The 14043-nt window shown below is 66.4% G+C and carries 11 protein-coding genes; 3 read left to right on the plus strand and 8 right to left on the minus strand.

The features are described 5' to 3' along the window. Positions 1 to 19: 19 nt before the first annotated feature. Together R4P95_RS28560 and R4P95_RS28565 are read left to right on the plus strand one after the other, a co-directional pair. Positions 20 to 961: an NAD-dependent epimerase/dehydratase family protein gene (locus R4P95_RS28560; RefSeq protein WP_317747246.1), complete on the plus strand. Its 942-nt coding sequence runs from the start codon at positions 20 to 22 to the stop codon at positions 959 to 961. A 10-nt stretch (positions 962 to 971) separates the two neighbouring features. Continuing rightward, positions 972 to 2285, plus strand: a complete 1314-nt coding sequence (locus R4P95_RS28565) for an MFS transporter (protein ID WP_213575454.1) — start codon at positions 972 to 974, stop codon at positions 2283 to 2285. A 19-nt stretch (positions 2286 to 2304) separates the two neighbouring features. Here the strand turns inward: R4P95_RS28565 and R4P95_RS28570 are convergent, their stop codons facing one another. Together R4P95_RS28570 and R4P95_RS28575 are read right to left on the minus strand one after the other, a co-directional pair. Continuing rightward, positions 2305 to 2715: a PaaI family thioesterase gene (locus tag R4P95_RS28570; protein WP_109334736.1), complete on the minus strand. Its 411-nt coding sequence runs from the start codon at positions 2713 to 2715 to the stop codon at positions 2305 to 2307. A gap of 37 nt (positions 2716 to 2752) precedes the next feature. After that, positions 2753 to 3244 (minus strand): hypothetical protein, encoded by a 492-nt coding sequence (locus R4P95_RS28575; protein ID WP_317747247.1) that lies wholly within the window; start codon positions 3242 to 3244, stop codon positions 2753 to 2755. A gap of 242 nt (positions 3245 to 3486) precedes the next feature. Between R4P95_RS28575 and R4P95_RS28580 the strand changes: the two genes are divergently transcribed. Beyond that, the gene (locus tag R4P95_RS28580) at positions 3487 to 5001 is read left to right on the plus strand and encodes a DUF4185 domain-containing protein (protein ID WP_213575453.1); all 1515 of its coding nucleotides are present in this window, start codon (positions 3487 to 3489) and stop codon (positions 4999 to 5001) included. Between the two features lie 32 nt (positions 5002 to 5033). Here R4P95_RS28580 and R4P95_RS28585 read toward each other — a convergent pair whose 3' ends face one another. The 6 genes from R4P95_RS28585 to R4P95_RS28610 all read right to left on the minus strand — a co-directional run bounded on the left by R4P95_RS28585 (position 5034) and on the right by R4P95_RS28610 (position 13989). Continuing rightward, complete coding sequence (locus tag R4P95_RS28585; RefSeq protein WP_317747248.1) at positions 5034 to 6113, minus strand: sulfate/molybdate ABC transporter ATP-binding protein; 1080 nt, start codon at positions 6111 to 6113, stop codon at positions 5034 to 5036. Continuing rightward, positions 6110 to 6916 (minus strand): ABC transporter permease, encoded by an 807-nt coding sequence (locus R4P95_RS28590; RefSeq protein ID WP_213575451.1) that lies wholly within the window; start codon positions 6914 to 6916, stop codon positions 6110 to 6112. The genes R4P95_RS28585 and R4P95_RS28590 overlap by 4 nt, the downstream gene beginning before the upstream one ends. Then, on the minus strand, positions 6913 to 7683 hold the full coding sequence (modA, locus tag R4P95_RS28595) for a molybdate ABC transporter substrate-binding protein (RefSeq protein WP_317747250.1): 771 nt from the start codon (positions 7681 to 7683) through the stop codon (positions 6913 to 6915). The genes R4P95_RS28590 and modA overlap by 4 nt, the downstream gene beginning before the upstream one ends. Further along, positions 7680 to 8084 (minus strand): molybdopterin-binding protein, encoded by a 405-nt coding sequence (locus tag R4P95_RS28600; protein ID WP_317747252.1) that lies wholly within the window; start codon positions 8082 to 8084, stop codon positions 7680 to 7682. Before R4P95_RS28600 ends, modA begins: the two co-directional genes overlap by 4 nt. An 87-nt stretch (positions 8085 to 8171) precedes the next feature. After that, a complete protein-coding gene (locus R4P95_RS28605) occupies positions 8172 to 12305 on the minus strand; it encodes a bifunctional nitrate reductase/sulfite reductase flavoprotein subunit alpha (protein WP_317747254.1) in 4134 nt (1377 codons plus the stop codon). A 232-nt stretch (positions 12306 to 12537) separates the two neighbouring features. Next, positions 12538 to 13989 carry a CCA tRNA nucleotidyltransferase gene (locus R4P95_RS28610; protein ID WP_317747255.1) on the minus strand — a complete coding sequence of 484 codons (1452 nt, stop codon included), beginning with the start codon at positions 13987 to 13989 and terminating at the stop codon, positions 12538 to 12540. Positions 13990 to 14043 lie beyond the last annotated feature (54 nt).

Consider the following 14043-nt stretch of genomic DNA (forward strand, 5'->3'; position numbering starts at 1 on the left):
CCACACACCAGGAGCGGAAATGTCGAACATCGAAATCGTCACCGGCGCGGGACCCGTCGGCGCGACAGTGGCACAGCAGCTCGCAGAACAGGGGCGACGCGTCCGCGTGCTCACCCGCTCCGGAAGCGGTCCGGAACACCCGCTGATCGAGCGAAGGGCGGTCGACGTATCCGACCCCTCGGCCGTACGTGCAGCTTTCGAGGGTGCCACCGCCGTCTACCACTGCATTCACGCCGCCTATACCGCCGAGGCGTGGGAGCGCACCCTCCCCGCGGCCGAGCACACCGTTCTGGAGGCGGCAGGAGAGGTCGGTGCGGTGGTCGTGTTTCCGGAAAGTCTCTACTCCTACGACACCGAACAGCAGCCCATGACCGAGACCACGCGGCGGTCCGCCACGACGGGAAAGCGCGGAATCCGTGCCCGGCTGCTCGACGCTCGCGCCGCCTCCTCGACCCCCACCGTCAGTGTCGTCGCCTCCGACTTCTTCGGTCCGCAGGTGCTCAGCGCTCACGCCGGTGAGCGCATGGTCCCGGTTGTGCTCGCCGGCAAGACAATGCGTGTCCTGGGCTCTGCCGACACGCCCCATTCCTTCACCTTCGTCCCCGACCTCGCGGCGGCGATGATCGTCGCCGCACACGACCGCGACCTGTGGAACTCCGTGCTGCACGCGCCGACGGCCCCCGCGGTCACCCAGCGGCAGATGGTCCAGGCTTACGCCGACGCAGCGGGGGTGCCGGCACCGAAGGTGAGCGCTCTCCCGGGATGGGTTTTCCGAGCGGCAGGCCGCCTCCACGAGGGTTCCCGCGAGCTGGCGGAAATGATGTACCAGTTCGAAAACCCGTTCGTCATGGATTCGACCGCCAGCGAGCAGCGACTCGGGCTGAAGCCGACGCCACTGCCCGAGGCCGCAGAGCAGACCGTCCAGTGGTGGCGGGAAAGGTCCCTCGCACAGGCCGGATAAGGTCCCGTGAATGGCGGAACAGCTCGGGAACCCCCGAGGACGACGAAGCGGGGAGGCGTGGCGCCGTACCGCACACACCCTGCGCCGGTCGCCCGGACTGGCCCGGCTCGCCACGGTGCGATTCGCCAGCCAGTTCGGCGACGGAATGTTCCAAGCGGCGCTGGGTGGCGCCATCCTTTTCAATCCCGAGCGCGAGACCGACCCGCTGGCGATCGCTGCCGGCTTCGCGGTATTACTGCTTCCCTACTCGGTCATCGGACCCTACGCGGGGGCACTCCTCGACCGCTGGGATCGTCGGACGGTGCTGCTGTGGGCCAATGTCATACGCGGAGTATTGATTCTGGTGACCGCCGCCCTTCTGGGGTCCGGGGCCGGTGAGTTCCCGATCCTTCTCCTCGCCCTCGCCGCCATCGGTGTCAGTAGGTTCGTACTCGCCGGCGTCTCCGCCGCGCTACCGCGCGTGGTCCACAAATCGTGGCTGGTCGCCACCAACTCCGTGCTCACCACCACCGGTTCGGTCGTATCCGCTCTCGGAGCCACAACATCCGTCGCCATCATCGGTGTCGCTGGCGCAGGCGACCGCGGATCCGGTATCGCCGTCGCCGCCGCCGCGGTCGGTTCCGCGATCGCCGCTCTCGCGGCGTCCCGATTCCATCGTCGGCTTCTCGGTCCACACGCGGACGAAAGAGCGGATTACGGGGTGATCCGTGCCGTCGCATCGGGACTGCGCAACGGAGCCGTGGCCGTGTGGCAGTCCCCGGGCGTCACCACCGCCATGATCGGCATCGGCACGCATCGGATCGTGTTCGGCGCCAACACGCTGATCATGGTCCTCGTGCTGCGAGACACGTCCAGGGCCGGTTCCCTACCGGGAGGACTGGCCGGGTTCGGTGTCGCGGTCGGCGCGACCGCGGCGGGAATGCTGCTCGCCGCGATCTCCACACCGTTCACCATTCCGCGGATCGGTCGCTCCCGCACCATCACCACCGCGTTGATCCTCGCCCTTGCGGCGCAGACGACGCTCGTGGCGACCCTCACCCAGGCCTCCCTCCTGTGGGGTGCACTGGTCCTCGGATTCGCCGGGCAGTCGATCAAGCTGAGCGGCGACGCCGCCATGCAGATCGACATCGAAGACGACCGCCGAGGGCAGGTGTTCGCGCTCCAGGACACGGTGTTCAACGTGGCGTTCATCGCGTCGATCGCCGCCGCAGCCCTCGTGATCGCCCCCGACGGCCGATCACTCGGACTGGTTCTGGCCGGTTCGGCCCTTTACGCCCTGGGACTCGTCGCGGCCCTACTCAACACACGTCGCGCCCGACCCTGAGCGGTCCTGGACGCTCCTCCTATCCGGAACCGGGCAGCGGCACATTCTGCAGACGGACCTGTCCACGGGCCACCTCTTTGCCGGTGTCGGACGCGGTGATGACCACCGACCACAACTGCTGGATACGGCCCTGCTGAATCGGTAAGGCCACCACGTCGACGCGACCTTCGGTGCGGGACCGGATGAAGTCGGTGCCGTTGTGCACACCGACCGCGAACTGGCCGCGGTCTGCTACTGCCGTGCTCGCGCCGATACTCGCGGCGCTCTCGACTGCCGTCGTGTAGACGCCACCGTGCACGACACCCCACGGCGTGTGGTGCTCGGCGGACAGATCGATGTGGCCGACGACTTTCGTGCCCGATACCTCATCGAGTTCCAGGCCGGCAGCGGCGACGAAAGCGCTCGCCGCGGACGTGGTCAGGTCGGTCATGGTCCATTCTCCTTGTTGATCCGTACTGGGTTTGAAATCACAACTTACCCTCCCCGATCTCAGGGGCCACGTCAATGCTGCCGCCGTGGCCGAGTACCGCCTCCGACCGCCAGAGAGAAAGTGCACCGACCGTCACGGCATCGGGAATCCGATCGGAAGCCACCGTGCGCACGCTCGGGTCGGACGGTTCGTCATTCCGTCGATCGGGCACCGGATCCGGATGGCGACGCAGGTCGTACGCGGGTTCGATGTGGTCGCCGGCCACCCGCACCTCGCGGTCCCACGTCCCGCTGCCGCTGGGGTCGGTGAAGTAGCGGGCTTCGTCCCCGGCGTCGTAGTCGAGCACCGAGTGGTCGGCCGTCCCGTCGCCGTTGTCGTCCCACATAGCGTCGTCGAGAAGCCCGTCACCGTCGAAGTCGAGCCGCACCGCGTCCATTCCGCCGAGCGGACCCAGATCGAGGTCGGCTGGGGAGTTCCAGGTCGCGGGGGCTTCTGCGCCGGTTCCGAACGAATACTCGAGAGGGTCCATGTAAGGATTCGACGCAGCGCAACCGCATCCGGTTCCGCTGGAGCCGGAAAATCCGGGGCTTCGCCACATCCCGGGTGCCCCGATCAGCGAAATGCTATGCGACCGTGACACCGTACTGTGACCGGACTGCGACCGGGCACGCCGGGCACCGAACCCGAGAACGCCGCCACCGGGTGCTACCTTTTGCCCTGAACGTGCAGGTCGGTCCATCCTGACTCCGACCACCGATCTGGAGGGGTCCCGTGGTCGAGAAGTCCTGGTCTGTTGCCGGAGCACCGTTGTGCGTCGCCGCCGTCGTCGCGGCAACGATCGGGTTCTCGGCAGGTCCCGCTGCGGCGGAGATCAATTCGTGGTTGCCGGTCAACATCTGTGGCGAGACCGGGTTCAACCCGGCCAAGGAGCCCCCGACTCCCGGTGGTCCGCTGCTACCGCCGATACCGCCGACCATCGCCATCCCGATTCCGTACCCCGACTTCGTGCCGGTGCCGGTCCCCGGCCCTACCGTCAATCAGACTCGCGTGCCACAAGACCTACCCGCCGACCCGTGCGCGGACCCGTGCCCGGACCTCACCGACGAGATCGAGGAACCCGAGCCGGAGGTCGGCTCGTCGGGATCCTCCGGGTCGAGCGCGTTGCACATTCCGAAGATCGAAATCGACCCACGACCGGAAACCATTCCGATCCCCGTCCCCGGCGGCCCGGGTCCCGCGCCGCAGCCCGCACCCCCGGTGCAGATCAACCCGGCCGAACGCGGCTCCCTCACCGAAGCACTCGGCACCCCGGCGGTCGGTGACGTGCGCCTGGTGTCGCAGCTGACGGGCCACGGTTCGGAAAATCGGACCGATAAGCGCTGGCAGGTGGACGGCACGGACCTCGGCATTATCTGGGAGACGAAGCCCGGGGAGGTGGCCATCGCCTTCGGTGACACCTTCGGTAAGGACTGGAATCCGCCCGGCGCCTTCGGGGAAGACTGGCGCAGCAACGTTCTCGGGCACAGCACGGACACCGACCTGTCCGACGGCATGACCATCGACAGCATGGTGCAGGACAGTCGCTGCCACGCCGCCGAGATCATCGACAGCCGGCACATTCCCAACTTCGAGACGACGACCATCCCCACGTCGGGGTTCACGATCGGCAACCGGCAGTTCCTGAGCTACATGTCGGTGAAACGGTGGAGTGTGGTGCCCGGCATGTGGTACACGAACTACGGCGGCATCGCGTACTCGGACGACAACGGTCAGACGTGGACCAAGGATCAGCATGCCAAGTGGCACAACATTTTCGGCGCCCGGTTTCAGGTGTCGGCCATGGTCCCCCACGGCGACTACGTGTACATGTTCGGCACTCCGAACGGGCGTATCGGCACCATCGGCCTGGCCCGGGTACCGGTCGATCAGGTACTCAACACCACGTCGTACCAGTACTGGTCGAACGGAACATGGACGCCGGTCTCCGAACATCTCGCGACCCCGATCGTCGGTGGGGTGGCCAGCGAGCTGTCGGTTCGCTACGACACCGGCACCGGCACGTGGCTGATGAGCTACCTCGAGCCCATCGGCGGGCGGATAATCCTCCGCCAATCCTCGTCCCCCCAGGGCGTCTGGTCCGGCGGAGCCACCCTCGTCGACACGGCCGACTACCCGAAGGCGTACGGCGGCTTCATCCATCCGTGGTCCACCGACAAGGACCTGTACTTCACGATGTCGGAGTGGGACAGCTACAACGTCTACCTGATGCACGCGTCCCTGCGCTGACGCACCCGTGAGTACTTGTTAACCACGGGATGTCAATAAGTACTCACGGCGTGGATTGCCACCTCGGTGGCCTTGACGACGAAGAACACGTCGAGTCCGGGTACCAGATCGAGCTCGGCGACGGATTCTGCTGTCACATCGGCGCTCAGTTCCAGCCGACCACGGGCAGTCACCGCCCGCACCCGCACGATAGGGCCGCGCACCTCGATTTCGGTCACGGTCACGCCGAAGACGTTGCGCGGACTGCCTTCCGGTGAGCGCCGGTGGACCGCCACCGAATGCGGCGCGAACACTGCGACGGCCGGAGCGGTGCCTCCCACGTCGTCGTCGGGCAGGCCGTGCATCCGGACACCGTTCTCCGTCTCGAACCCGGACGGGGTAGCGAAGACGGCCACGAGGTTGAGTCCTGCGATCCGCGCCGCGAACGAGCTGCGGGGCCGGGAAAGCACATCGCGCACAGACCCCGACTCGACGATTCTTCCGCCGTCCACCACGATCACGCGGTCGGCCAGCGCCAGTGCGTCGAGGACGTCGTGAGTGACGACGACGGCGGTCCGATGCTCCTCGCGCAGGACTTTTCGGAGCAGAACCCGCAACGCGGGAGCCGCAGCCACATCCAGAGCCGCCATCGGTTCGTCGAGCAGGAGCGCCTGAGGATCCGCCGCCAGAGCCCGCGCGACCGCGACACGTTGAGCCTGCCCACCCGACAACTGGTGGGGTCTGCGGTCGGCGAACTGCGTCGCGTCGACGGCGTCCATCCAATGCCGGGCGATGGTCCGTGCTTCCCTGCGACTCCGTCCGGCGCTGCGGGGGGCGAAGGCCACGTTGGCGGCGACAGTGAGATGCGGAAACAGCAACGCCTCCTGCGCGAGTAGCGCCATTCCCCGGCGATGCGGTGGAACGGCGATCCCGGCGTCGGTGTCGGTGAGTACCCGGCCGTTCAATTCGACCCGGCCGGCGTCGGGCCGTATCAGTCCGGCGGCGACGGACAGAAGTGTCGACTTGCCGGCGCCGTTCGGGCCGAGGACGGCCAGAACCTCACCCTCCGCGACGTCGACGGCCATCTCGATGTCGCGGGCCTGTATCCGCGCATCGAGGCTCAGCCCGCTCACGGCACCGCTCTCGACGCCCAGCCACGCGACCCCACGACGATGACCACCGCGACGATCACCAGAACCAGCGATAACGCCACTGCCGCATCGGCATCCGTTTCCCGCTGGAGATAGATTTCCAGCGGAAGGGTGCGAGTGACCCCCTCGAGGCTGCCGGCGAACGTCAGGGTGGCGCCGAATTCACCGAGTGCCCGCGCAAACGACAACACGGCTCCGGATACCAATCCCGGCAACACAAGTGGAAGAGTCACGCGGCGGAAGACCGTAGTGGGGCCGGCTCCGAGTGTGGCCGCGGCGGACTCGTACCGCCTGCCCGCGGTACGGAGCGACCCTTCGAGACTGACTACCAGGAACGGCAATGCCACGAAGGTCTGTGCGAGCACGACCGCCGTGGTGGTGAACGCGACGGAAATTCCCGCCACTTCCAGATGCTGTCCGATGAGACCCTTCCGGCCGAACGTGTAGAGCAATGCGATTCCGCCCACGACGGGTGGGAGCACCAACGGCAGCAGCACCAGCGACCGCAGCACGGGAAGACCCCGAAAGCTACTGCGCGCCAATACTGCCGACATCGGTACACCGAGGAGGATGCACAGCACCGTGCTGGCGGCAGCAGTACGCAGACTCAGCTCCAGCGCGGCGAGCGAGGACTCGGAGGTGACCAACTCGACGAATCGGGGCCAGTCGACGCTTGCCAGCATCGCCGTCAACGGAAGGACGACGAACAACCCCCCGACAGCCGCCGGGACGAAGAGCCAGCGCGGCAGCCCGGAGGGAACCACCGTACGCGCCGGACGGGTCACGGCTCACCGAATCCTGCATCGGCAAGAACTGCCCGGCCGTCGGGTCCGGTGACGAACTCGACGAATTCTCGGGCCGTTTCCTGCGCGCCTGAATCAGCAAGAGTAACTATGGGATAGGTGTTCACCGCCTGCGCGGCCTCGGGTACGGCCACCGCCGTCACAGCGTCACCCGCTCCGGTCGCGTCCGTGACGTACACCAGCCCGGCGTCCGCCTGCCCGGCGATCACCTTGTTCAGGACATCCGTCACCGACGACTCTTCGCTGACCGGTGCGAGATCGACGCCCGTCGACGATTCGACCATCTGCGTCGCGGAGCCGCACGGCACCTGCGGCGCGCAGGTGACCACCAAGGTTCCCGGACGGGCCAGGTCGGCGAATGTGGTAATCCCTTTCGGGTTTCCGGGCGCGGTGACGACGGTCAGGCTGTTCGTGGCGAAGTCGACAGGACTACCCGCAGTGAGTCCCGCATCGACCACCTTGGCCATGTTGCGCTGGTCTGCGGACGCGAATACGTCGGCGCGAGCACCCTGATCCAGCTGGGCTGCCAGATCGGAAGAACCGGCGAAGCTGAACTCCACCCGAGATCCCTGATGCTCTGCCTCGAATCTTTCCGCGAGTTCGGTGAAGGTGGACTTCAGGGAGGCCGCCGCGAACACCGTGATCCGTTCACCCGAGTCGGTGTCGTCGGAGCCACACCCGGACAGAGTTCCGAGGATGAGCACGGCCAGGGCGATGCCGGCGGCTGCTCGGCTCGAGTTCCGTTTCATGAGGTCTCGACGGGAGTTTCGACAATGACCGTGGTGGACTTCACGACGGCCACCGCGATCGTCCCGGGTTCGAGCCCGAGGTCGCGCACCGCTTCGCTGCTCATCAGGGACACCACCCGGAACGGCCCGCATTGCAGCTCCACCTGCGACATCACCGTGTCGGAGACGATGGCCGTCACGATCCCGGTGAACCGATTCCGCGCCGAGGACCCCGATCCGAGGAGATCCGGCGACGCGGACGCGTGGGCGCGGGCGAACTCGGCGAGTGCCGCGCCGTCGACGGCCATGCGCCCGGAGTCGTCCTTCTCGGCGAGGAGGCTGCCGTTGTCGATCCACCGCCGGACGGTGTCGTCGCTGACGCCGAGCAGTTCGGCGGCCTGGCGGACCCGGATGCGCGTCATCTAGGCGTGACTCCGCGGATGCGTCATAACGCTCATCGTATGCGCGCGTTTGCGGAATGATCAAGCGATACGACCCGCAGAAGCGGATCAGTACACGTCGCGTACGTACCGTTTGTCAGTGGACAACTGCTTCATGTAAAGCTCGGTGTCCTCTTCGTCGAGCCTGCCGTGCGTGCGGACCACTTCTCGGATCGTCTCGTCGACGTCCTTCGCCATCCGGCTGGCATCCCCGCACACGTACAGGTACGCGCCCTCCTGCATCCAGTTCCACAACTTCGCTCCGTGTTCGCGGATGCGGTCCTGCACATAGATCTTCTGCCGCTGATCGCGGGAGAATGCTGCATCGAGGTGGGTGAGAAATCCGTCGCGGTGCATAGCTTCCATCTCCTCGCGGTAGTAGAAGTCAGTCGCTTCGTGCTGCTCACCGAAGAACATCCAGTTCTTGCCCGTGTGCCCGAGTTCGCGCCGCTCGTGCAGGAATCCGCGGAACGGGGCGATTCCCGTGCCGGGGCCCACCATGATCATGGGCGCATCCGCCGACGCCGGCGGTCGGAAATGCGCCGACTTCTGCACGAAGATCGGCACCTCGGCCTCGTCGCAGTGATCCGCGAGGAACGTGGAGCAGACGCCGGACCGGTCCTTGCCCTCGTGGTTGTACCGCACGGCCGAGACGGTCAGCTGCACCTCGCCGGGATCGATCTTGGGGCTGGACGAGATGGAATACAGTCGCGGCTGGAGCCGCTTGAGAACGCCGAGCCACTCCTCGACCTCGGCGTGAACGCCGTACTGCCCGAGCACGTCCATCGACTGCCGGCCCCACAACCACTGCTGAAGGGCAATTTTGTTCTGCGGTCGCATCAATCGGGCCAGCTCGGTGTCCTGCGTACGACTCTGGACGAACCGGAGCAGCTCGGGCGTCACCTTGGTGATCTCGAATTTGGTCCGCAGCGCCTCGTGCAGCGGCATCTCCGGCAGGTCGGCCACGGTCACCGGGACATCGGGCTTCAGCCCCGTCACCTTCAGCCACTCGTCGACGACGGCGTCGCTGTTGGTCGGCCAGACGCCGAGCGCGTCACCCGCCTCGTAGACGAACTCCGGATCACTCACCTCGAAACCGAACTGTCGCACGTCCTTCGACGATCCCGCCGCGCTGAGGCGCACGTTCTTCGTGAGGCGGGTGACGAACGGTGACTTACGCGAGAAGGCCGCTGCCTTCTTCGGCGCGGGTGCGGGCGCGACGGAAGCGACTGCCACACCTTCGACTGCCTCCCTGTCGCGAACCAGCTTCTGCACCTGCGCCAGCCACTCGCGTGCTTGTTCCTCGTAGTCGGGTTCACAGTCGACGCGGGCGGTGAGACGCTTCGCCTGCAACTGCTCGAGCCGAGCATCGAGCCGCTTACCGTGGCCGCAGAAGTCGTCGTAGCTGGAGTCGCCGAAAGCCAATACCGCATATCGGGTTTCGGTCAGTGTGGGTGCCTCGTCACTGCTGAGCGCCGACCAGAAGCTGCTGCCGTTGTCGGGCGCGTCTCCGTCACCGAACGTGCTGGTGATGATGAGGAGGTCACGGACACCGCGCAGGCTTCCGACGTCGTAGTCATCCATGCTGATCAGATGTGTTCCGTGCCCGGCCGCCTGCAGTTGCGCGGCACATTCGGCGGCGAACTCCTCGGCGTTGCCGGTCTGCGAGGCCCACACCACCACGACAGGCTGCTGGACCGATTCAGTACCTGCCGCGCCGCCATTCTGCGCGGCGACCCCGGCTGTGTCGCCCGAACGTGAGAACAGACCGGCGAGCATCCCGTCGAGCCACACCCGCTTGGAACCCGAGATCGGGGCGTCCCGGGGAAGGACCGGCACGCCACGGACCTCGGTGGACCGCAGTCCCGACAACAGCCCCGAAAGATAAGTGCGTTCGTGTTCGTCGAACTTCGGGGGAGCCGAATCATCCAGTCCGAGAAGCTGGGTCAGTTCATCGGCTGCGCTCGCGAGCTGCAGCTGGGATCCGCCGGTCTCCGGAACCGCCGGCTGCGACACCGGTGCCACGCGAGTCAGTGACACTGCGCAGGCCTTGAACTCCGGCTGGAACGACATCGGGTCGACGGCATCGTTGGTGACGGCGTTGATGCTGAGGTACTCGCCGAACGAGTCGTTCCAGTGGAAAGGCGCGAAACAGCCACCGGGAAGCACCCGGTCACTGACGACCGCGGGAAGCACCGCGCGGCCACGCCTCGACGCCACCTCGACCTTGTCACCGTCGGAGATCGACAGCCGCCGCGCATCCGCGGGGTTGATCTCGACGAAGGGTCCCGAGTTCAGCTTGTTGAGCTTGGCCACCTTGCCCGTCTTCGTCATGGTGTGCCACTGGTGCTGCAACCGACCCGTATTGAGGACGAACGGGTAGTCGTCGTCCGGCAGCTCGGCCGGCAGCATGTGCGGTCGCGGGAAGAAGGCTGCCTTCCCGCTCGGGGTGGCGAAGGCGAGCCGGGGGAGCGAGCCGTCGGGAGCCGACAGCAGCCTCTGACTCACCCCGTCATTGACGTAACGGATGGGGTTGCGGGCGGTGCGGTCACCGGGCGGGCTCGGCCATTGCACCGGCGTCTGACGGAGCCGCTCGTAGGTGATGCCGCGAAGGTCGTAACCCGTCTTCGGGTTCCACGTGCGCTTGATCTCTTCGAACACGTCCTCGGACGTCTCGTAGGTGAAGGCGTCCGCGTATCCCATCTCGCAGGCCACCCGCGCGATGATCTTCCAGTCGGGCAACGCCTGACCCACCGGGTCGACGGCCTGCTGCAGCAACGTCAGGTTGCGCTCGGAATTGATCATCACCGAGTCCGACTCGGCCCACAGCGCGCCCGGCAGCAGAATGTCGGCGTAACCGTTGGTCTCGGTGTCGAGGAACACGTCCTGTGTGATAACGAGCTCGGCTGCCTCGAGTCCCTCGATGACCGTTCGCCGATTCGACACGGTGGCGACAGGGTTGGTGCAGATGATCCAGCAGGCCTTGATCCGGCCCGCGACCATCTGCTCGAACATGTCGACGGTGCCCGTGCCGACCTCGGTGCGGATGGTGCCCTCGGGCAGGTCCCACAGGTCCTCGACGAACGCGCGGTCGTCGGCCGCGAGGATCGACCGTTGACCGGGCAGACCCGGGCCCATGTATCCCATTTCGCGGCCACCCATGGCATTGGGCTGACCGGTGAGAGAGAACGGTCCGCTGCCGGGACGGCAGATCGCACCGGTGGCGAGGTGGAGATTGCAGATCGCGTTGGTGTTCCAGGTGCCGTGGGTGCTCTGGTTGAGGCCCATCGTCCAGCACGTCATCCATTCGGCGGCCTCGCCGATCCACTGGGCCGCCTGTCGGATGTCGGCTTCGGGGATGCCGGTGATGTCCGCGACCTTGTCGGGCGTGTACTCCTCGAGGAATTCCGGCATCACCTCCCAACCCTCGGTGAACTCGGCGATGAATGCGGGGTCGGTGTGCCCATTCTTCACCAGCAGGTGCAGGAGGCCGTTGAGCAATGCGAGGTCGGTACCGGGCGTGATCTGCAGAAAGAGATCGGCCTTGTCGGCCGTCGTATTGCGCCGCGGGTCCACGACGATCAGCTTCGCTCCCGCCTTCACGCGCTCGAGGAGGCGCAGGAACAGGATTGGGTGGCAGTCCGCCATGTTGGCGCCGATCACGAAGAACACGTCGGCCTTGTCGAAGTCCTGGTACGACCCGGGGGGGCCGTCGGCGCCCAGCGACTGCTTGTACCCGGTGGCGGCACTGGCCATACAGAGGCGTGAGTTGGACTCGATCTGGTTGGTGCCGACGAACCCCTTGGCCAGCTTGGTCACGAGGTACTGCGCTTCGATGGACATCTGGCCGGAGACGTAGAAGGCGACCGCGTCCGGTCCGTGCTTGTCGATCTGCTCCTTCAGCCGGCGTGCCGTCTCGCTGATCGCGGCGTCGACGTGCACAGCCGTCGGTGCCTCGCCGCGCTCGTCGCGAAGGTAGCCGGTCTCCATCCGGCCACCGGCCACCAGCATCTCGGCGCTCGTCGCGCCCTTGGTGCACAACCGGCCGAAATTGGTCGGATGCTCCTTGTCGCCGGACGCCTTCAGAACGCGGCGCGCACCCGTCTCAGGGTTCGTTTCGACTTCGAGGACCATGCCGCAGCCGACACCGCAGTACGAGCAGGCGGTCTTCACTGTGGAAGTACCGGCTTTCTGCTGCTGCATCGACTGCTCCTTCACCTGCACGGCCGCGACATGTCCACCTGGTTCTCGGCCCCTATCAAGAGTGCCGATTGGTGTGTTTCGTCGGGATTAACCCCCGTGAGCGTTCGATGACGTCTGTCGCACCCGAGAAGCAGCGGGGTGGTGAGTCGAGAGGGGTATGGCAGCAATACCTGTGACGGGCGTCACCGCAGGTGAGCCGGTCGGGTAAGCAATTCTCACCCGTCGCCGCGGGTCAGCCCTGCTGCGACGCCCACCACGACAGCAGTTCGGCCTCCGCTTCGTCGCGGGTGAGGGGACCACGATCGAGTCGCAGCTCCTTCAGGTACTGCCATGCCTTTCCCACGTCGGGACCCGCGGGAATGCCCAGCAGTTCCATGATCGCGTTGCCGTCGAGGTCGGGGCGCACCCGGGCGAGATCCTCCTGCTCCGCCAGCCTCGCGATCCGCTCCTCGATGTCGTCGTAGGTGGCCTGCAACGCCGCCGCCCGCCGCTTGTTACGCGTGGTGCAGTCGGCGCGGACCAGCTTGTGCAACCGCGGCAGCAGCGGTCCGGCGTCGGTGACATAGCGACGTACCGCCGAATCCGTCCACTGACCCTTGCCGTAGCCGTGAAAACGCAGGTGAAGGAACACCAGCTGAGAGACGTCGTCCACCATCTGCTTGGAGTACTTGAGAGCGCGCATCCGCTTACGCACCAACTTGGCCCCCACCACCTCGTGGTGGTGGAAGCTCACGCCGCCGCCCGGCTCGTTGCGCTTGGTGTCCGGCTTACCGATGTCGTGCAGCAACGCAGCCCACCGCAACACGAGGTCGGGGTCGCCGTCCTCGAGGTCGATGGCCTGCGCGAGCACGGTCAACGAATGCCAGTACACATCCTTGTGCTGATGATGTTCGTCGATCTCGAGCTTCATCTGCGGCACCTCGGGCAGCACGTGGTCGGCCAGCCCGGTCTCACACATCACGTTGATGCCGTCATTGGGGAACTCGCCCAGAATCAGTTTGTCCAGTTCGGCGCGCACCCGTTCGGCCGTGATGCGTTCGATCTGCGGTGCCATGTCCGTGATCGCCCGATGTACGCGCTCGTGGAGGGTGAAACCCAGCTGCGACACGAAGCGGGCGGCCCGCAGCATGCGCAGCGGGTCGTCGTCGAAGGAATTCTCGGGAGCCGACGGGGTGTCCAGCACACCCGCCAGAAGCGCATCCATCCCGCCGAGCGGATCGACGAAGTCCTGCGAGCCGTCCGCACCGATCTTCACCGCCATCGCGTTGACCGTGAAGTCTCGCCGCACCAAATCGTCCTCGAGCTTCGACCCGAACGAGACGACGGGGTTGCGCGACACCCGGTCGTACGCGTCGGCCCGGTAGGTGGTGATCTCGATCTGCTGCCCCGCCTTCGCGGCGCTGATCGTCCCGAAGTCGATACCTGTGTCCCACTGGTTGTCGGCCCAGCCCGACAGCAATTTCTGCACCTGCTCGGGCCGGGCATCGGTGGTGAAGTCGAGGTCGGTGCCGAGGCGTCCGAGAATCGCGTCCCGGACACTCCCGCCCACCAGGTACAGCTCGTGGCCCGCCGCAGCGAACCTCTCTCCGAGCGGCGTCAGGACTTCGGACAGCTCGCGCAGCGTCACCGCGGCGCCGGCAAGCAGTCGCGTACGGCGCTCGTCGTCGAGAGAAGGGACAGTCACGTCCAGGAAGCTTACCGAGGTGCGCAAATAGCGGGGTATGCATGCGAGGGCGTC

Source organism: Rhodococcus sp. IEGM 27 (assembly GCF_033142305.1).
GTDB classification, from domain to species: Bacteria; Actinomycetota; Actinomycetes; order Mycobacteriales; family Mycobacteriaceae; genus Rhodococcus_F; species Rhodococcus_F oxybenzonivorans.

Bases quoted from the DNA above. Each gene is read 5' to 3' on its own strand.
- R4P95_RS28605 (WP_317747254.1), bottom strand. From the start codon at position 12,305: ATGCAGCAGCAGAAAGCCGGTACTTCCACAGTGAAGACCGCCTGCTCG.
- R4P95_RS28560 (WP_317747246.1), top strand. From the start codon at position 20: ATGTCGAACATCGAAATCGTCACCGGCGCGGGACCCGTCGGCGCGACA.
- R4P95_RS28565 (WP_213575454.1), top strand. From the start codon at position 972: ATGGCGGAACAGCTCGGGAACCCCCGAGGACGACGAAGCGGGGAGGCG.
- modA (WP_317747250.1), bottom strand. From the start codon at position 7,683: ATGAAACGGAACTCGAGCCGAGCAGCCGCCGGCATCGCCCTGGCCGTG.
- R4P95_RS28575 (WP_317747247.1), bottom strand. From the start codon at position 3,244: ATGGACCCTCTCGAGTATTCGTTCGGAACCGGCGCAGAAGCCCCCGCG.
- R4P95_RS28600 (WP_317747252.1), bottom strand. From the start codon at position 8,084: ATGACGCGCATCCGGGTCCGCCAGGCCGCCGAACTGCTCGGCGTCAGC.
- R4P95_RS28570 (WP_109334736.1), bottom strand. From the start codon at position 2,715: ATGACCGACCTGACCACGTCCGCGGCGAGCGCTTTCGTCGCCGCTGCC.